The 19197-nt window shown below is 63.7% G+C and carries 13 protein-coding genes and 2 pseudogenes; 13 read left to right on the top strand and 2 right to left on the bottom strand.

What is annotated here, in order from left to right; genetic code table 11:
- Positions 1–28: 28 nt before the first annotated feature.
- The 7 genes from THECO_RS14495 to speE all read left to right on the top strand — a co-directional run bounded on the left by THECO_RS14495 (position 29) and on the right by speE (position 6137).
- Positions 29–463 carry a BrxA/BrxB family bacilliredoxin gene (locus THECO_RS14495; RefSeq protein WP_015255786.1) on the top strand — a complete coding sequence of 145 codons (435 nt, stop codon included), beginning with the start codon at positions 29–31 and terminating at the stop codon, positions 461–463.
- 22 nt (positions 464–485) lie between these two features.
- A complete protein-coding gene (nadE, locus tag THECO_RS14490; protein WP_015255785.1) occupies positions 486–1295 on the top strand; it encodes an ammonia-dependent NAD(+) synthetase in 810 nt (269 codons plus the stop codon).
- Positions 1296–1578: 283 nt separating this feature from the next.
- A complete protein-coding gene (locus THECO_RS14485; protein WP_015255784.1) occupies positions 1579–2565 on the top strand; it encodes a metal ABC transporter solute-binding protein, Zn/Mn family in 987 nt (328 codons plus the stop codon).
- 6 nt (positions 2566–2571) lie between these two features.
- Positions 2572–3309 carry a metal ABC transporter ATP-binding protein gene (locus tag THECO_RS14480; RefSeq protein WP_015255783.1) on the top strand — a complete coding sequence of 246 codons (738 nt, stop codon included), beginning with the start codon at positions 2572–2574 and terminating at the stop codon, positions 3307–3309.
- Positions 3306–4229, top strand: a complete 924-nt coding sequence (locus THECO_RS14475) for a metal ABC transporter permease (protein WP_015255782.1) — start codon at positions 3306–3308, stop codon at positions 4227–4229. The genes THECO_RS14480 and THECO_RS14475 overlap by 4 nt, the downstream gene beginning before the upstream one ends.
- The gene (locus THECO_RS14470; RefSeq protein ID WP_015255781.1) at positions 4226–5113 is read left to right on the top strand and encodes a metal ABC transporter permease; all 888 of its coding nucleotides are present in this window, start codon (positions 4226–4228) and stop codon (positions 5111–5113) included. Before THECO_RS14475 ends, THECO_RS14470 begins: the two co-directional genes overlap by 4 nt.
- Positions 5114–5300: 187 nt before the next feature.
- Entirely contained in the window at positions 5301–6137 is an 837-nt protein-coding gene (gene speE / locus THECO_RS14465) for a polyamine aminopropyltransferase (RefSeq protein WP_041854509.1), read from the top strand.
- 77 nt (positions 6138–6214) lie between these two features.
- Here speE and THECO_RS14460 read toward each other — a convergent pair whose 3' ends face one another.
- The gene (locus tag THECO_RS14460) at positions 6215–7483 is read right to left on the bottom strand and encodes an MFS transporter (RefSeq protein ID WP_015255779.1); all 1269 of its coding nucleotides are present in this window, start codon (positions 7481–7483) and stop codon (positions 6215–6217) included.
- 59 nt (positions 7484–7542) lie between these two features.
- On the bottom strand, positions 7543–8154 hold the full coding sequence (locus THECO_RS14455) for a GNAT family N-acetyltransferase (RefSeq protein ID WP_015255778.1): 612 nt from the start codon (positions 8152–8154) through the stop codon (positions 7543–7545).
- Positions 8155–8352: 198 nt separating this feature from the next.
- On the opposite strand from THECO_RS14455, the gene THECO_RS22365 reads away from it, so the two are divergent.
- The 6 genes and pseudogenes from THECO_RS22365 to pulA all read left to right on the top strand — a co-directional run bounded on the left by THECO_RS22365 (position 8353) and on the right by pulA (position 19073).
- Positions 8353–8484, top strand: coding sequence for a DUF3995 domain-containing protein (locus tag THECO_RS22365; RefSeq protein WP_015255777.1), 132 nt, complete (start codon positions 8353–8355; stop codon positions 8482–8484).
- A 33-nt stretch (positions 8485–8517) separates the two neighbouring features.
- Positions 8518–8820, top strand: coding sequence for a DUF3995 domain-containing protein (locus THECO_RS22360; RefSeq protein ID WP_015255776.1), 303 nt, complete (start codon positions 8518–8520; stop codon positions 8818–8820).
- A gap of 24 nt (positions 8821–8844) precedes the next feature.
- On the top strand, positions 8845–9513 hold the full coding sequence (locus tag THECO_RS14445) for a helix-turn-helix transcriptional regulator (RefSeq protein WP_015255775.1): 669 nt from the start codon (positions 8845–8847) through the stop codon (positions 9511–9513).
- A gap of 299 nt (positions 9514–9812) precedes the next feature.
- Positions 9813–10208, top strand: a pseudogene (locus THECO_RS21240) (group II intron maturase-specific domain-containing protein); the annotation flags it as partial.
- A gap of 150 nt (positions 10209–10358) precedes the next feature.
- A pseudogene (locus THECO_RS14440) lies at positions 10359–10607 on the top strand (ATP-binding cassette domain-containing protein); the annotation flags it as partial.
- 258 nt (positions 10608–10865) lie between these two features.
- On the top strand, positions 10866–19073 hold the full coding sequence (pulA, locus tag THECO_RS21235; RefSeq protein WP_015255773.1) for a type I pullulanase: 8208 nt from the start codon (positions 10866–10868) through the stop codon (positions 19071–19073).
- Positions 19074–19197 lie beyond the last annotated feature (124 nt).

The following is a 19197-nucleotide window of genomic DNA, read 5'->3' as shown; positions in this document are numbered from 1 at the left end:
AAATCCCGTTGGAGGAGTGAGCGCAATCATGTCGATGTCGTTTGAACGATATATGCTGGACATGATCCAGCCGATGCGCGACGAATTGACCAGCATCGGCTTCAAGGAACTTCGGACGCCGGAGGAAGTGGAGGCGCATCTGCCGAACGCGAAAGGGACGACGCTGGTCTTCGTGAACTCGGTGTGCGGTTGCGCGGCAGGCCTGGCCCGTCCGGGCGCAAGGCTGGCGCTGCAGCATGAGGTGAAGCCGGACCATCTGTTCACCGTGTTCGCCGGCCAGGACAAGGAAGCGACGGCGAAAGCCCGCGAATATTTCGCGCCGTATCCGCCGTCCTCGCCGTCGATCGCGCTGATGAAAGACGGCGAACTCGTCCATTTCATTGAGCGTCACCAGATCGAGAACCGTTCGGCCGAAGAGATCGCGGCGGACCTCATCGCGGCGTTCGACCAATACTGCCGCTGACGGCGCGCCGGAGGCGAACGGGATGAGCATGCAGCAGGAGATCATCGCCAAGCTCGGCGTGAAGCCCCAGATCGACGTCGAACAGGAGATCCGCAGACGCGTTGATTTCCTGAAGCAGTATGTGAAGGATGCCGGCGCGACCGGCCTGCTGATCGCGATCAGCGGCGGCGTCGACAGCGCGACGGCGGCCGCCCTGTGCAAGCGGGCGACGGACGAGCTGACGGCGGAGACGGGCCGGGAGTACATGACGCTCGGCGTGTTCCAGCCCTACCACAAGCAGGAGGACATCGAGGACAGCTACGCGGTGGCGAAGGCGCTCGGCCTGAAGTACACGGTCGAGACGCAGATCGGCGACGCGGTGGACGAGATCGCGCTGGAGGTCGAGCATGCGTTCAAGGCGATCGGCCGGCCGCGGCATCTGAGCAAGGAAGCGAAAGGGAACGCGAAAGCGCGGACGCGCATGGTCGTCCAGTACGCGCTGGCGTTCGACCTGAACCTGCTCGTTGTCGGCACAGACCACGCGTCCGAAGCGATCACCGGCTTCTACACGAAATGGGGCGACGGCGCGGTCGATCTGACGCCGCTCAGCACGCTGAACAAGCGCCAGGTGCGGCAGCTCGCCCGGGCGCTCGGCGTCCCCGACCGGGTCGTGGACAAGGCGCCGACCGCCGGGCTCTGGGAAGGGCAGACCGACGAAGGCGAGCTCGGCATTTCGTACGAAGACAACAGCGACTATCTCGAAGGCAAGGCGATCGACCCGAAGGCCGCGGCGGAGCTCGAGCGGCGGTATCGGGCCACCGAGCACAAACGCCGGCCGATTCCCGGCATCTGAAGATACCAATCGATCAACGGTCCCTCATCGGAGGGGCCGTTTTTCTATCTGTTCCGCAAAACGGATGCGCCCGCTTAAATCTGCGGGCCAGCCGTTTTTCTATGCCTGCTCCGCAAAACGGATGCGCCCGCTTAAATCGGCGGGCCAGCCGTTTTTCTATACTTGACAATTTGGTGTCCAGCCATTATTTTATAGTTAACAAAAAAGTTTGCTCAAGGAAAAAATATTTGTCCAAATACACCTTAGTTGCGCATGTACATAAAATGGAGGGGTGGACGAAGCCATGTTCAAGCAGAGAATAAGCAAATCCACGGGACAGGCGTTCGCGCTTCTGGCGGCCATGCTGATGCTTGTGGCATGCGGATCGGGAGCGGGCGGAGGCGCCGAAGGCGGAGCCGGATCGGCCGGCGCAGACGGGAGCGGGGCGGACGGCGCCATCCGCGTCGTGACGACGATCGCCCAGATCGCCGAGCCGATCTCGGTCATCGGCGGCGGCAGGGTTCAGGTGACGAGCCTGATGGGACCGGGCGTCGATCCGCATCTGTACCAGGCGTCGCAGAGCGACATCCGGAAGCTGGGGAGCGCGGACATCATTTTCTGCAACGGGCTGCACCTCGAGGCGAACATGCTGCGCGCGTTCGAGGAGATCGGCAAGAGCCGGCCGGTGCTGGCCGTCGGCGAAGCCATTGCGGAGGACCGGCTGCTCACCGACGAGACCGGGGCGGTCGATCCCCACGTCTGGTTCGACATCGATCTGTGGAAGGAAGCGCTCGGTGCGGCGGTGGAGGAGCTCAAGAAGCTGTCTCCGGACGACGCGGAATTTTTCGAGGCGAACAAGCGGGACTATTTTGCGAAGATGGATGAGCTGAAGGAAGAGGCGGTGCGGAAAATGGCGTCCGTGCCGGAAAAGCGGCGGGTGCTGGTGACAGCGCATGACGCGTTTGGTTACTTCGGGCGGATGCTGGGCCTGGAAGTGGTCGGTCTGCAGGGGCTGAGCACGGAGGACGAGATCGGGCTGAGCGACATCGAGCGCACGATCGGCCTGCTCGTCGAGCGCCGGGTGCCGGCGGTGTTCGTCGAGAGCAGCATCAACCCGAAATCGATCGAGGCTGTCATCGAAGGCGCGAAGGAGCGGGGGCTGAACGTCCGGCTGGGCGGCGAGCTGTTCTCCGACGCGATGGGCGGCGCCGGCACGGAGGAAGGGACGTATCTCGGCATGTTCCGGCACAATGTGGACACGATCTATGAGGCGCTGACCGGGGAGGAGTGATCGGTGATGGAACCGGTGCTGCAAGTGAGAGGGCTCCATGCCGCATACCGCAGGACCAAGGTGCTGGATCATGTGACATTCGACGTGATGCCCGGCACGCTGACGGCGATCATCGGGCCGAACGGCGCCGGCAAATCGACGCTGCTGAAGACGATGCTCGACCTGCATCCCCGGCTGGGCGGCGAGGTCCGCTTCTTCGGCACGGCCTACCGGAACGCGAAACTCAAAGTCGGGTATGTGCCGCAGCGGGGCTCGGTGGACTGGGACTTCCCGACCGACGCGCTCGATGTCGTACTGATGGGGCTGTACGGGCGGATCGGCTGGTTCAGGCGGCCGGGACGCCGGCACCGGGAGCTGGCGCTTGAGGCGCTGGACAAGATGGGCATGGCCGACTTCGCGAAGCGCCAGATCAGCGAGCTGTCCGGCGGCCAGCAGCAGCGGGTTTTCCTCGCCCGCGCGCTCGTGCAGGACGCCGATCTTTACCTCCTTGACGAGCCGCTGGCGGGCGTGGACGCCGCGACGGAACGGGCGATCATGGAGATGCTGAGAACGCTGCGCGCCGCCGGCAAGACAGTGATGGTCGTCCACCACGATCTGCAGACGGTGGAAGACTATTTCGATCACGTGCTGATGTTGAATCGGACCGTCATCGCCCACGGCCCGACCACGGAGATCTTCACGCAGGACACGATCGCCCGCACGTACGGCGGCTGGCTGAGGCGGAAGGAGCGGGTGACGGGATGATGGGACTGTCGCACAACGCGCTGTGGGTGCTCGCCAGCATGCTGATGCTCGGCACGGCGACCGGCCTGGCCGGCTGCTTCGCCTACTGGAAGCGGCAGAGCCTGATGAGCGACGCGCTCGCGCACGCGGCGCTGCCGGGCGTCGTCATCGGCTTCGCGATTCTCGGGTTCAAGAGCCTGCCCGTCATGCTGCTCGGCGCGGCGGCGAGCGCGCTGCTCGGCGCATGGGCGGTCACGGCGATCCGGGCGCACAGCCGGGTCAAGGAAGACACCGCGATGGGCATCATCCTGTCCGTTTTCTTCGGGCTCGGCATCATGCTGCTCACGATGGTGAACCGGATGCCGGGCGGCGGACAGAGCGGACTGAACGGGTTCATTTTCGGGCAGGCGGCGGCGATGGTGCGGCAGGATATGCGGACGATGACGGCGGTCGCGGCCGTCGTGCTGCTCGTCGTGCTGATCTCGTTCAAGGAGTGGAAGCTGTATCTGTTCGATCCGGCGTTCGCCCGCGGAATCGGGCTGTCCGGCCGGCTGATGGAAGCGGCGTACCTGACGCTGCTCGTCGTCATCATCGTCATCGGCATTCAGGCGGTCGGCGTCATCCTGATGGCCGCGCTGCTCATTATCCCGGCCGTCAGCGCGCGCTATTGGACGAACGCGTTCGGGACGATGCTCGCGCTGTCGGCGCTGTTCGGCGGCGGCGCGGGCGTGGCCGGAACGTATGTCAGCACGCTCGGCGACGGCTGGCCGACCGGTCCGTTCATTGTGATCGCGGCCGCGGGAATTTTTCTCCTGTCGCTTGTCTTCGGCACGCGAAAAGGGCTGTTCGTGAAGGCGATGCAGCGGCGTGCGCAGATGCGGCGCCTTAAGCCGCAAGCTGTCCGGCGAGATCCGCTGGCGGAAGGAGAGGCGCTGCCATGAGCTACGACGGATGGATTCTGTTGACCGCGTCACTTGTCGGCCTCGTCTGCGGCCTGGTCGGCGCGCTGCTCATTCTGCGGCGCATGGCGATGATGGCAGACGCGATCAGCCACTCCGTGCTGCTCGGCATCGTCATTGCGTATCTCGTCACGCGGGAGCTGTCCGGCGCGCACATGCTGCTCGGCGCGGCGGCGGCCGGCCTGCTCACGGCGGTGCTCGTGCAATGGCTGCATGCGCGCGGCGTGCAGCAGGAAGCGTCGATCGGCATCGTGTTCACGACGCTGTTCGCGATCGGCGTCGTGCTGATCGCGACGCAGGTCGGCAACGCGCACCTCGACGTGCAGCACGCGCTGATGGGCGAGATTACGTTCATCCCGTGGGAGACGACGCGCGTTCCGGGGCTCGGCGAGATTCCCGAGGCGGTGCTGACCCTGCTCATCGTGCTGCTCGTCGTCGGCGGGCTGATCGCCGCGTTCTACAAGGAGTGGAAAATCACCTCGTTCGACCCGGCACTGGCGGCGGCGCTCGGCATCCCGGTTGCGTTCATGCATTACCTGTTCATGACGATGATCTCCGTGACGGCGGTGGCCGCCTTCGACGCGGTCGGCGCGGTCATGGTGATCGCGATGCTGATCACGCCCGCCGCAGCTGCCTATCTGTGGACGGACCGGCTGTCCGTGCTGCTGCTGCTCAGCGGCCTGTTCGGCGTACTGGCCGCTTTCGCCGGCTACGCCGCCGCCTGGGTGCTCGACACGTCGATCTCGGGATCGATGGCGTTCGCGACGGGCGTGCTGTTCCTGATCAGTTTTCTCATCTCGCCGCGGCACGGCCTGGCTGCGAGGCGGCTGCGCGCGCATGCGGCGGCCGGCCGGTTGAAAAGCTGAGGCAATAACCTGGCAATCCCGCTCGCGCTCGTCTCCTTCCGCAGGCCGTCTCCGCGGGTTCGTCCCGCAATATGGCCGAAATGGGGGGCACGGGCGCGATTTTCATGTATAATGGATACGAATACGGGTTTGCTTCGGGAGGTTGACATTGAACAAACAGCATCTTTATCTTCAGCGTTCGCAGGACATGTTGTGGCTTACCGAGGACGAGCAGGATAATCTGAAGATCAGCTACCGGATCCGGGATGTGCTGTTCGAGGAGCAAAGTCCGTTCCAGCACGTCATGGTGCTCGATTCGTACGATTTCGGGCCGATGCTGGTGCTGGACGGCGTCGTGCAGACGACGTCGGCCGACGGCTACATCTACAATGAAATGCTCGCGCACATGCCGCTGTCGGTGCATCCCGCGCCGCGCCGCGTGCTCATCATCGGGGGCGGCGACTGCGGCGTCGCGAAGGAAGCGGCCAAGTACGACGCCGTCGAGACGATCGATCTCGTGGAGATCGACGAGGCCGTCGTCCGGGCCTGCAGGCGGTACATGCCGGACGTGTCCGGCGGGGAGCATCCGGACCCGCGGATTCGCCATCACTACACGGACGGCGTCGAGTTTGTCAGGAACAAGCAGGGCGAATACGATGTCATCATCGTCGATTCATCCGATCCGGTCGGGCCCGCCGAGCAGCTGTTCAGCACCGAGTTCTACCGGGATCTGCACCATGCGCTGAACGAAGGCGGTCTCATGGTATGCCAAAGCCAGTCGCCGATTTTCCATCAGGACGTCATGATGCGATCCTACGAGCGGATCGGCAGGCTGTTCGCCGACACCCGAATGTTCACGGCCGTCGTTCCGACGTATCCGGGCGGGCTGTGGAGCTTCACCATCGGCTCCAAGCGGCCGCTCCCGGCGCCGGAAGATATCCGTTTCGATAAAGAAGCGCGCTATGTGACCGAGAACGTGCTGCGGGCTTCGTTCGCGCTGCCCGCTTTTTTGGAGAAGCTGATCGCGGAACGTTCCGCGCAATGACCGGCAAGAACAGAAGCCTTGTCTGCAACTTTGTTGCGGACAAGGCTTCTTTGCTGCGGGGAGCAGCGCGGACCGGATTATTCCGCGGCTTCCTGGCCGGAGGGTTCCAACGGTTTCCCCGCCTCGCGCAGCGCCCGGCTGCCGGCCAGCCACAACGCCATGAGGCTGAACAGGGCGCCGCTTCCGACAAGCAGCCATTCGACCGGCACGATGTCTGCGGCCGGGCCGAAGATCAGCATGCCGATCGGCAGCATGGACGTGGAGATCATGCTGAACACGCCGAATACCCGCCCCATGTACGCGCTGTCCACTTTCTCCTGCAATATGACCTGGGCCGGCGTGTTGATCAGCGGCGCCGAGACGCCCGCGAGCCCCATGATCGCGAGGTAAACCCAGAACGAGGGCACGACGCCCAGGCCGACCGTGCAGAGGCCGAACAACACGCACGCGAGCAGGAGCGTATGCGTCCGGTTCCGGAAGCCGCCCCATGAGGCGATCAGCGCGCCTCCCGCCATCATGCCGATCGAGAACACGATCTCGATGGCCGTCAGCCGCCAGTAGTCGCCGCCGAACGTGCGCGTCACCTGCAGCGGCGTCAGAAACGCGGCGGGCGCCATGAGCAGGAAAGCCAGGGCGAAGAACGCGAAGTATTGCTTCAGGAAGACATGATTTTGGATAAAGCGCAGGCCCTGCTTCATTTCCTCGAAATAGCCGCCCGGTTCCTTGCCGGCTTCCCCGCGATGATCGGGGACGGCTACCCAGGTCAGCAGAATGGCGATGGCGGCGGCCGCGGTGACGACATCGATGAGGAAAATGATTTCGATCGACGCGAACGAGAGCAGCGCGGCGCTGACGATCGGCGCAACCAGCATCATGAAGGCGTTCATGCTCCCGAACGTGCCGTTCACCGTGGTGAGCTTCTCTTCCGGCACGATCTGGGGCAGCAGCGCGCCGACCGCGGGCGTCTGAATGCCGGATCCCGCGGCGCGGACCGCCGATATGGCGAAGAGCAGCCACAGCGCTTGATATCCGGCCCAGAACAGCAGGACCAGGACGAGGGTCGCGGCGGCGATGCCGGCATCGGCGAGCGCGATCAGCAGTTTTCGATTGTACCGGTCGGCCCATACCCCGGCGAACGGCGAGAGGAGGAAGGTCGGCAGGAAACCGCAGATGATCGAGATCATCATCATGACGCCGGATTCCGTGGACAGCGTAATGTGCCACAGAATGGCGTATTGCACCAGCATGGACCCGAACAGTGAGACGGCCTGGCTGCTCAGGAACAGCGCGGTGTTCTTCTTCCAGTTCGATTGCGCGGTCAGCGTGTTGGTCAACGGCTCATCCACTCCATGGCCTCAGCCGGTCTTCGTCGTTTACTTCATACAGTATGACACAAGAAAGCCGTTCATTTCCAGTCGGATTTCCCGCCGGGCCATTCCATGAAAACGCGCTCCTTGAATCCTTTGATCCGGCCGAACGGTTCCCGCACCCGCTTCGACTCGACGAACCCCATTTTGTCGTACAGCCGCCGGGCTTCCGTGTTCGTATCCATCAGGTCGAGGGCATACCGGCGATAAGGCGCATGCTGCAGGACGAAGCGCAGCAGCGCGGACGCCACCCCTTGCCGGCGCGCGGCGGAGGACGTGGCTACGCATTCGATGTATCCCGTGCCTTCGGGGTACCATTTCCCTTTCTCAAATTCGCCTTTCATGACCCGGTATGCGATGCTGCTCTTCAGAAAGCCGAACGATTTCCTCATCCGTTCCCGGTCCAGACGGATCGCCTGCTTCGTACGGTCCGAGCAGGCGAGTATGCCGACGACGGCGCCGTTCCGGACGGCCAGCCAGAAGGCATCCGGATTGATCATCGGCGCGAACGCGTCCGCGAGTCTGTCCCGGTCGGGCGACAGGAAGGACAGCTCCCGGTAGAACCCGTCAACGAACACGAGCGCCGCTTCGCGGCGGACGGACTCGCCGCAGCCGCTCATCGGCCGGATCTCCAGGACATCAGCATTCATGCGGCATCCTCCTTTGCAGGGCGGGACGGACCGCTGCCGTAACGCCGTCCCGACGACTTTGTTCTCAACATAAAGGATGCGGTCCGGTGATGACCACCTGCCATGGATGTATAATGGAATCATCCTGGAGTTGGAGACGGACAGGTACCGCCCGGCCGAGATGTAACGTCAGGATGGCGGGCGGTCAAGGAGGCGGACATGGACAGAAGAGGGAAAGGCGTTGTCTATGCCGGCATCGGATGGACGGTGCTGTTCGCCGCGATGAGCTTCTATTGGGCGGCGGGCGGCATGATCGGCGTGGAATCGCTCGGCGGAGCGGTCTACGAGTAGGCGCTGGAACGGGATCCGGAATTTGCCGCCATCGTGTGGGCGACCGGATTCGTCAAGCTGGCCGGCGCGGTGCTGCTGCTGCTTCTGCTCGGCCGCCGCGGGTCTTTCCGGCGGCTGCTCGCGTGGATCTGCATGGTCGCCGGGGTGCTGATTTTTCTGTACGGACTCGCCAACTTCGTGACGATCTCGCTGGCCGGGTTGAACGTGCTGGATTTCGACCTGAGCCGTCATGCGATGGTCTGGCGGCTGGTCTTCTGGGAGCCGTTCTGGATGGCTGGCGGATGGCTTTATTTTGCGGCGGGCAGAAAACGCATTGCAGCGGGTGAAGCCGATTGATTGAACCGTCGGAGGTGGGCCGCCTTGGCCAAATGGGACAACATGCTGGCCATTCTGTGGATGCTCAGGTCGCGCCGCAAAATGACGGCGGCGGAAATCGCGGATGCGCTGGAAATCAGCGTGCGCACCGTGTACCGCTACATGGACGCGCTCTGCGCCTGCGGGGTGCCGATTATCTCCGATGCCGGGCATGACGGCGGTTTCCGGCTGCCGGAGCATTTCAACGCGGACGTGCCGCTGCTGCTTTCCGCGTCCGAACTGAAAGCGATCGTGGAGGCGGCGAAATTCGCGGAAGGCGCGGGTTACCCGCATACGGCGGATTTGCAGCGGGCGCTCGGCAAGATCCGGCAGCGGATGAACGAAGCGCAGCGCGGTGAGCTGCAGCGCTTGACGGGCAGTCTGGAAGTGATCGCTCCCGCGCAAGGCCCGTCCCTGGCCGACCGGCTGCGCCGCTTGGAAGAGGCGGCTCAGGCCGGATGCACGGTGCGGGTCACCTATCAGAAAGAATCGGGGGAAGTCAGCGAGCGCAAGCTGGATCCGCACGGCCTGGCATACCGATTCGGCCTTAAGATCGGGCGTACTTATGTAGGGTGTCGCCTGGAATTGGACACGACCTGGTATGTGGAACTGCCCGACAATACCCGGTTTATTCTGCATCCGCGCTCCGCGTATTCCGTGTCTGTCGAAGCATAGCTGTAATGACGCCAAGATTGACAGAGATGGAGAAATGAAACGTTCGATTGCGGGGAGAATCAGCAAGTCTAGACCCTTAATTCGTCGAAGTGGGTCAAATTTAAACCGGCGAAGTGGGTCAATTTAAATCCGGCCTTGACATCACCGGAAGGCGAAAGCGGCGACGTCGCGGAACCAGGTGTATTACACCACGCAGCAATGGCTGAGCGCGAAAGCGGAGAAGCACATTCGGGAAGTGGTGAGAGAACGGCTTGGAACGGCGACCATGCGGCATAAGTCGATTCAAGAACACGTGGACTCCCAAGACGATTCAGCGTTTCAAGAAGAAAGTCCGGGAGATAACGGACCGCTCGCGCCCGCTGACGATGGAAGAACGGATTCACCGACTGAACCGCTTCATGATGGGATGGATCGGTTATTTCCGTCTGGCTGCCGCCAAGAACCACTGTGGTAACCTCGACGCATGGATGCGCAGGCGACTACGCATGTGTCTGTGGAAACAATGGAAGAGACCCAGGACCAGATTGCGTAATCTCCGTGCACTCGGCGTGCCCGAATGGGCGGCTCGAATGATGGCGAACTCACGCCGTGGTCCGTGGGAAATGTCCCGTAACACAAACAATGCCCTTCCGACTTCCTACTGGGAAGCGAAAGGGCTGAAAAGTCTGCTTTCTCGTTACCTGGAACTTTGTTAACCTTACGGAACCGCCGTATGCGGACCCGCATGTACGGTGGTGTGAGAGGTCGGGGGCTAGCCGCCCCCTCCTACTCGATTTTTCCGAAAAGGCGAAGATCGTCCCCGGAAGGCGAATGTTGTCTCCTGTCGCCTCAACCGGCCCTGCGGTATGTTGTGGGAGGAACGCGAGTACGAGCGGAAACGGGGGATCGGGATGGCGGAATTTGTGCTCGAACTTAACGGGATCACGAAATCATTTCCCGGCGTCAAGGCGCTGGACAATGTCCATTTCCGGCTGAAGCCCGGCGAAATCCACTCGCTCATGGGCGAGAACGGAGCGGGCAAGTCGACGTTCATCAAAATCATCACCGGGGTGTACAGTCCGGACGAGGGCGACATGCTCGTGAAAGTGGAAATGCGGCTGAATGTTGCATTGACGCGCGGGATGTTCCCTGTTATGATTTAGCACAGAAGATTGAAAGCGTTTGCACAAGTTGCACAAACCTGCCCGACCCACCCGGACTTCCCCAACATCCGGTTTTGAGCCGCCGGGACGGGGTGCGGCTGGGTTGCAAGGTGACCGGCTGACCGGTGAAACGGGCAGACGGGCGTTTTGTGCACCTGTTGATGCAAACGATTGCACACAATTTGCACAGGAAGGGGCTGTGGGACTTCCATGTTGAGACGGGCGAAGGGGCTTCATCTGTTTCTGTCGTTTGTCCTCGTCCTGTCGATGTTCGCCGGCGTCGGCATCTCGTCCGGGCGCGCGGACGCTGCCGTTCCGATCGTGATCGACGGGCTCAAGGATCCGTACTGGGAGCAGGTTGAAGTGCTCGGGAATTCTCCCTCGCCGGGGTGGGAGGGCTTCCACATCGGCGAATTGCGCATGACCTCTGACGACGCGTATTTGTACTATTACGTGTCGGCGGTGAACGTGCCGAACTGGGGCGACAACGGCATGTTCATCGACATCGCGCTCAACGTGAACGGCGTCGATTCCGGCGCGGACGGAAATCCGTGGGCGGCGCAGTTCACCTACCGCGGCATGCCGTACAAGCCGCAGATCCATATCGTGCAGCGGGTCAAAAATGACAGCGAGGTCAACGGCGCCGCGGTGTACAGGGACGGCAATCTGCTGCTCGCCACCTGGGAAGATGCGAAGGGCGCCGAATTTGCCGTGAACCGGCAGTTCGGCTTCGAAGGCAAGATTCCGCTTGGCCTGCTCGGCCTGCAGGAAGGCGATGCGGTCTACGCCCATGTGACGCTCAGCGGCAACAGGAGCGAGGAACATGGCGCGTTCGACACGATTCCGGAAGATCCGGGGAACGCGATCGCGCAAAGCTGGAACGAATCCGGCGCGCGGAATGTCCAGTCGGTCTACGCGACGCGCCCCCATGTCGTGGGCAGCGAGACGGCGCGCCTCGCCGTCATCGGCATCGATCCGGCGAACGGTGCGGCCGATGTGCCGGTCAACCTCGACCGGATCACGGTGCGGTTCAATGACACCATTGCGCTGTCGGGCAGCGATTCGCCTTCCGTGACCGATGCGGACTCAACGCTCTCGGTCAGCGGGGACACGCTCGTGTTCGACCTGGACGGCGATCTGGCGTACGGGCGCACCTACACGGTGACGATTCCGGCCGGATCGGTGGAAGGCGTCCTGTACGGCGCGCTGGACCGGACGCTGACATTCTCGTTCTCGACGCCCGCCGGTCCGTCCATGACGTACCGCGTGCACTACTACCGCTATGACGGGAAGCAGCTCAACTGGGACATGTGGGCCTGGATCGACGGTCAGGAAGGGAAGGAGTTCGGCTTCACCGGGCTGGACGAAGACGGCTTCGCGGTCGGGGAGATCCGGCTGCCCGCGGATGCGGTCAACGTCATTACGCGTCCGGGCAACTGGAGCCAGCAGGAACCGGACCGCCGCATCGTGATGCCGCCGGGCCGGAGCGAGGTGGATGTCTGGATCATCGAGGGCGTGACGACGGTGTTCTACAGCAAGGAGGAGGCCGATGTGTCGCCGCGGGTCCGGGCCGCGCTCATGGATTCGATCAGCACGATCGACGTGGTGACGACGCACGAGATCGACGGCTCGAAGCTGAATGATTTTACGCTGTTCAACGTGACCCGAAGCGAAACGGTGGACGTGGCCGCCGTGTCGACGGGTGCAAGCAGCGTGCGGTTGACCGTGCTCGAGCCCGGGAAGATCGATGTCCGGGATCTGTACGAAGTCCGGCATCCGGAGTTCAGGGCCGGCCGCGTGACGATGCGCAGGGTGCTGGACGATCCGCGCTTCTATTACGGCGGCAACGATCTCGGGCTGACCTATGCGCCTTCGGGCAGCACGTTCAAGGTGTGGGCGCCGACGGCGGCCGACGTGCGGCTCGCGCTCTATGACGACGCGGGAACCTACAACGCCGCCGGCATCGTCGAGGACCATGCCGGCGGGACGGAGCTGCCGATGAACCGCGAGTCGAACGGCGTCTGGTCGGTCCACGTCAGCGGGGATCTGGCCGGCAAGTACTACATGTACCGGGCGGCGTTCGCCGACGGCACGGTGCATTACGCCGTCGACCCGTATGCGCGGGCGGTGGCCGCGAACGGCGCCCGCACCGCGATCGTGCCGCTCGATGCGACCGATCCGGCGGACTGGCACCTGGACGCGAAGCCGGCGTTCCTGAATCCGACGGATGCGATCGTCTACGAGCTGCATGTGCGGGACTTCTCGATCCACGCCCAATCCGGCATGGCGCACAAGGGCAAGTATCTGGCGTTCACGGAGACGGGGCTCAAGGACGCGAATGGCAACAGCCTCGGCATCGACCATCTGGCCGAGCTCGGCGTCACCCACGTCCATTTGCTTCCGGTATATGATTTCAAGACGGTCAACGAACTGACGGTCGACGATCCGTCGTCGGACGACCCGAAGTTCAACTGGGGCTATGATCCGCAGAATTACAACGTGCCGGAAGGCTCCTATTCGACCAATCCGCGCGACCCGGCCGTCCGCATCACCGAATTCAAGCAAATGGTCAAGGCGCTGCACGACAAGGGCATCCGGGTCATCATGGACGTCGTGTACAACCATACGTTCGAGATCGAGAACGGGCCGTTCAACAAGCTCGTGCCGGGCTACTTCTACCGCACGGACCAAACCGGCCGGTACACGAACGGTTCCGGCGTCGGCAACGAAATCGCCACCGAGCGTCCAATGGTGCGCAAGTACATCAAGGATTCCGTCCGCTATTGGGCCGAGGAGTACCATATCGACGGATTCCGTTTCGACCTGATGGGGCTCATCGACACGACGACGATGGCGCAAATTGTGGAGGAACTGCGCCGGGACGTTGACCCGACGCTCCTGTTCTACGGGGAGCCTTGGACCGGCGGCAGCTCGCCGCTCGCGGAGCAGACACTCAAGGGATCGCAGCGGGGCAAGGGCTTTGCGGTGTTCAATGACCATTTCCGCGGCGCGATCAAGGGCGACAGCGACGGCGCCGGCAAAGGATTCGCGACCGGTGCGGCGTTTAACGAAGGCGGCATCGTCACGGGCGTGCGGGGCGCGATCGACGACTTCACCGACGCGCCGACCGAGACGATCAACTACGTGACCGCCCACGACAACCTGAACCTGTGGGACAAGGTGATCAAGACGCAGGGTCTCGACCAGGATGTCGGCTTCCTGAACATCCGCGACGGCGTTCTGATTGGCGGCGGCAGCGTCGAGGACGCGGTGGCCGCGGCAGACCCGCACAAATACGTTGACCGTTCGGACGTCTTCGCGAACGAGACGGTTCGCAGATCGCTGCTTGCGAACGGCATCGTCCTGACCGCGCAGGGCATCCCGTTCATCCACGCGGGCGATGAGATGCTGCGCTCGAAATACGGCGACCACAACTCCTACAAGAGCCCGGACGCCGTCAACATGATCCGCTGGAACCTCAAGGCGGAGTTCAGGCCGGTGTTCGACTATTATGCCGGATTGATCAAGCTGCGCAAGGCGCATCCCGCGTTCCGGATGACGACCAGGGACGCGGTGAACGCGCATCTCGTAGTGATGCGGTCCGATTACGATGTCGTCGCCTTCCGGCTGAAAGACAACGCGAACGGCGATACCTGGCGCAACATCGTCGTAATCTACAACGCGAATCCATCGGACCAGACGGTCGCGCTGCCGGCCGTGTCGGACACCTGGCATGTCGTGGTCGACGACACCCGGGCGGGCACGGATGTGATCCGCACCGTAAGCGGCGGTTCGGTGACCGTGCCGCGGCTGTCCATGATGGTGCTGTACGACGAGTCGGACGATTATGCGCCGGAGCTGACCGCGATTGAGATCCATTCGCCGGCCGCGGCGATCAGGCCGGGCGATTCGATCACCCTGCAGGCCGTACCGCGCGATCAGCGCGGCAACCCGATGTCCGGAGTTGCCATCAACTGGTCGTCCTCGAACGAATCGGCGGCCGTCGTCAACGCAAGCGGCAGGGTGACCGCCCTGGCCGAAGGGGAAGTTACGATCACAGCCAGCGCGGGCGCGGTGTCCGCATCGGTGACGCTGCATGTGGCCGAACTCAGGCCTGCCCGGATCGTGATCGACGGTCCGGATACGGTCTACGCGACGATGAGCGCGACGCTGACGGCAGCCGTGTTCGACCAGTTTGACCAGCGCATGTACGGCGTGTCCGTCGTCTGGCAATCCGGCGACACGGAAGTGGCGACGGTTGACGGTTCCGGCGTGGTCACCGCCCTGAAGGAGGGCGAGGTGACGATCACCGCGAGCGTGCCGTCAGCCGATGTGCGCGCGGAACACAAGCTGGTCGTCAAGCCGTACGTGAAGCGGTATGTGCAGATCCGGTATGAGCGTCCGGACCAGAACTACACCGGATGGAATCTGTGGGTATGGTACACCGGCGTGCGGGACGGGCAAATCGATTTTGAGCGGATCGAAAAAGGCGGGGCGATCGCCAACGTGGAGGTTGCGCCCGGCGTCACGCGGTTCGGCTTCCTCGTCCGGCTGAACGACTGGGAGGCGAAGGACGTCGAGCAGGACCGCTACATCGAATTCGACGCGGAAGAGGAGTTCGTGAAGGTCATCGTGACGAGCGGCCGGGCCGAATTCCGGAAGATCCCGTCCGTCCGCGGGCCAAAGCTCAGCGGCGGGTACGCCATCTTCTATTACCGCGATCCGGCGCTGTTCGCGAGCGGCAAGATGGACGAGATTGACGAGGTCAAGCTCGTCTTCGACGGCGGGACGCACGACATGGCGTACGACGCGGAGAACGAGTATTTCCACGTGACGATCGGGCCGCTCAAGGAAGGCGTCCATGAGTACAGCTTCCTCGTCACGCGGGAAGGCGCGACGTCGCAGGTGACCGACCCGTACAACACGGTGAACGGAAAATCGGTCATCGAGTATTCGGTGCCGGATGTGCAGGTGGCACCCGCCGTTGCGCCGGGAACGCTGGATGACACGCAGAACGCGCTGCTTCGGGTTGACATCGGCGGCGATCCGGTTCGAATCGACGGCGTGTATGCGGACCTGAGCGAGCTGGGCGGCAGGCCGGATTTCCCGATCGACCCCGAACTGATGGCGGCGACGATCGCGGTGCGCGACGATGTGGAGCCGGGCGTGAAGACGATCCGGGTGACCGTCGTCGATGAATTCGGCAACCGTCATCACGCGGACGCCAAAGTCACGGTGGCGCCCCGGACGGCAAGCGGGCCGCTGGACTTCGGGTTCGACGAGGCGAGGATCTACTTCATCCTGACGGACCGGTTCTTTAACGGCGATCCGTCCAACGACAATCCGAACGGAGAGCACGACGACAAGTCCCATCCCGAGACGTACCATGGCGGTGATCTGAAGGGCATTACCGCCAAGCTGGACTACCTGAAGGAGCTCGGCATCAACACGATCTGGATGACGCCGATCGTGGACAACATCGACCACAACGTCGGCTACGGCCAGCCGTGGGGCTATCAGTACGGATACCACGGCTACTGGGCGAAGGATTTTACGAAGCTCGACGAACACCTCGGCGAGCTGTCCGACCTGCACGAGCTGATCGAAGAGGCGCATGACCGGGGCATCAAGATCATGGTGGATGTGGTGCTCAACCACGCGGGGTACGGGCTCAAGCCGGGAGACACGAACACGCACGGTCTGCCGAACTTCCCGACCGACGCGGACCGCGCGCGGTTCGCCGGCATGATCCGCACCAATCCGGGCTTCGACGATACCACCATGGAATTGGCGGGCCTTCCGGACTTCATCACCGAGGATCCCGCGGTGCGCGCGCAGATCATCGCATGGCAGACGGACTGGCTGGAGAAGGCGCGCACGCCGAGGGGCGACACGATCGACTATTTCCGCGTCGATACGGTCAAGCACGTGGACGGCACAACGCTGCGGGCGTTCAAGAACGCGCTGACCCTCAAGGATCCGAACTTCAAATTGATCGGCGAATCGTGGGGCGACAGTGCGGACAACGTGCTCGGACTTCTGCGCAGCGGACAGATGGACGCGCTGCTCGATTTCTCGTTCAAGGGAATCGCGCTGAATCTCGTGAACGGGAACATTGACGCCGCCGAAGCCGCGCTGGAGAGCCGGAACGCGAAGATCGACAACACCGCGACGGTCGGCCAGTTCCTGAGCAGCCACGACGAGGACGGGTTCCTGAGCGAACTTGTCGGAGGCGACGAGGGCAAGTTGAAGGTGGCTGCCGCGCTGCAAATGACGGTCAAGGGACAGCCGGTCATCTACTACGGCGAGGAAATCGGCCGTTCCGGCAAGAACGCCGACTTCGGCCGGGGCATCGACGGCACGAACCGCTCCGACATGCCGTGGGACCAGGTGGAGACGAAGGCGGATCTGCTGGATCACTACAAGAAGCTGCTGCATATCCGCGCGAAGCATTCCGAAGTGTTCGCGAAGGGCACCCATGCCAAACTGGCGGGCGGAAACGCGGAAGGCTGGCTGTTCTTCACCCGGGCGTACGGGGAGCAGACGGTTGTCGTCGGGCTGAACACGACGGATGCGGCGAAGACCGTTCAGCTCAATGTTCCGTTCGCGCCCGGAACGGAATTGACGGAGGAGTATTCCGGCGCGGGGCTCGTCGTGGACGATGACGGGCGGATCGAGCTGACGCTGCCGGCGAGAAGCGCCGGAGGCACGGTGGTGCTCGCGGCGGTTCCGGATGAGCCGGGCGACGGCGACGATACGCCGGGCGAGCCGGGCGACGGCGACGATACGCCGGGCGAACCGGGCGACGGCGACGATACGCCGGGCGAGCCGGGCGATGGCGACGATACGCCGGGCGAACCGGGCGATGGCGAAGATACGCCGGGCGAGCCGGGCGACGGCGATGACACGCCGGGCGAACCGGGCGACGGCGACGATACGCCGGGCGAACCGGGCGATGGCGAAGATACGCCGGGCGAGCCGGGCGACGGCGACGATACGCCGGGCGAACCGGTCGATGGCGAAGATACGCCGGGCGAACCGGGCGACGGCGACGATACGCCGGGCGAACCGGGCGACGGCGAAGATACGCCGGGCGAGCCGGGCGACGGCGATGACACGCCGGGCGAACCGGGCGACGGCGACGATACGCCGGGCGAACCGGGCGATGGCGAAGATACGCCGGGCGAACCGGGCGACGGCGACGATACGCCGGGCGAGCCGGGCGACGGCGGTGCAACGCCCGACAACCCGCTGGGAGGCGGTTCGGGTTCGAGCCCGAGTACGGATGGTCGTCCGAACGACACGAGCCCGCTCGCGGATTTGCAGCCGCACCAGCAATTGGTCGAACTCCCGCAGGCCGATGAAAACGGCGTGATCCGCATCGGGCTGGACAGCGGCGTCACGGAAGCGATCTGGCCCGCCGACCCTGACGCGATCGGAGACGCCGAGGCGCTGGTCTTCACGACGGACTACGGCCTGATGGTCGAAGTGCCCGCTGCGCTGCTCGAAGCGCTGCGGCGGCCGGGAGCGTATTTCACGCTGGAAATCGTGCCGCTAAGGGAGGAGGCAAGCCGCGGGCTGCTCGATTCGATCGCCGGGCGGGAGGTTGTCCGGCTTGCCGGCAACGTCTACAGCCTGCGATTCGGCATCCTGGACGCGGACGGCAACCGCACGCCGGTCACCGCGTTCGACCGGCCGATCCGGCTGGTGTTCAACGCCGATCCGTCCGCGGATCCGGAGCTGACGCACGTGTATTACATTGACGACGAAGGCGCGCTGCGCTACATCCCGTCCGTCCGTTCCGGCCATACGCTGACGGTCGAAGCGGATCACTTCAGCCTGTACGCCGTCATCGAATACGACAAGGCATTCGATGACGTGCCCGCCGGGCACTGGGCGGAGCGCGACATCAAGCGTCTGGCGGCGCGGCAGATCGTGAAGGGCGTGTCGCCGACCCGGTTTGCGCCGGACCGCCGGATCACCCGCGCGGAATTCGCCGCCCTGCTCGCGCGGGCGCTGCGCCTTGAGGCTTCGGGCTCGCCGGACGGTGCGGCGGTCTTCACCGATGTGCGCGCGGACGCCTGGTATGCGGCCGATGTGCGCGCCGCGGCCGAGGCCGGCATCATCCGCGGCCGCGGAAACGGCCGGTTCGCGCCCGAAGACCCGATCACCCGCGAGGAAATGGCCGTCATGATCATGCGCGCCCGGGCGTTCGCCGCCGGATGGAACGCGGAGACGCCGGCGGCGGAACCCGGTTACCGGGATCTGGCGGACATCTCCGAATGGGCGAAGGACGCGGTCGCGCAGGCATACGCGCTCGGCGTCATGATCGGCCGCGGAGACGGTCAGTTTGCACCGAAGGACCACGCGACCCGCGCGGAGAGCGCGAAGGTGATCGCGGCGATTCTGACGCCATAATGCGAATGATGGTTCAATCAGCCGAAGAAGGCCTCAAGCCGTCTTCGGCTGTTTTTCTGTCTCCGGGCTTGCTCCGGTCGCACAGAGAAAAATTTTTTTAAAGCGCTTTAAATTGTTCTTTACA

Source organism: Thermobacillus composti KWC4, from assembly GCF_000227705.2.
GTDB classification, from domain to species: domain Bacteria; phylum Bacillota; class Bacilli; order Paenibacillales; family Paenibacillaceae; genus Thermobacillus; species Thermobacillus xylanilyticus.
This window is presented reverse-complemented; position numbering and strand designations above follow the sequence as displayed.

Bases quoted from the DNA above. Each gene is read 5' to 3' on its own strand.
- THECO_RS14495 (WP_015255786.1), top strand. From the start codon at position 29: ATGTCGATGTCGTTTGAACGATATATGCTGGACATGATCCAGCCGATG.
- nadE (WP_015255785.1), top strand. From the start codon at position 486: ATGAGCATGCAGCAGGAGATCATCGCCAAGCTCGGCGTGAAGCCCCAG.
- THECO_RS14485 (WP_015255784.1), top strand. From the start codon at position 1,579: ATGTTCAAGCAGAGAATAAGCAAATCCACGGGACAGGCGTTCGCGCTT.
- THECO_RS14480 (WP_015255783.1), top strand. From the start codon at position 2,572: ATGGAACCGGTGCTGCAAGTGAGAGGGCTCCATGCCGCATACCGCAGG.
- THECO_RS14475 (WP_015255782.1), top strand. From the start codon at position 3,306: ATGATGGGACTGTCGCACAACGCGCTGTGGGTGCTCGCCAGCATGCTG.
- THECO_RS14470 (WP_015255781.1), top strand. From the start codon at position 4,226: ATGAGCTACGACGGATGGATTCTGTTGACCGCGTCACTTGTCGGCCTC.
- speE (WP_041854509.1), top strand. From the start codon at position 5,301: ATGTTGTGGCTTACCGAGGACGAGCAGGATAATCTGAAGATCAGCTAC.
- THECO_RS14455 (WP_015255778.1), bottom strand. From the start codon at position 8,154: ATGAATGCTGATGTCCTGGAGATCCGGCCGATGAGCGGCTGCGGCGAG.
- THECO_RS22365 (WP_015255777.1), top strand. From the start codon at position 8,353: ATGGACAGAAGAGGGAAAGGCGTTGTCTATGCCGGCATCGGATGGACG.
- pulA (WP_015255773.1), top strand. From the start codon at position 10,866: ATGTTGAGACGGGCGAAGGGGCTTCATCTGTTTCTGTCGTTTGTCCTC.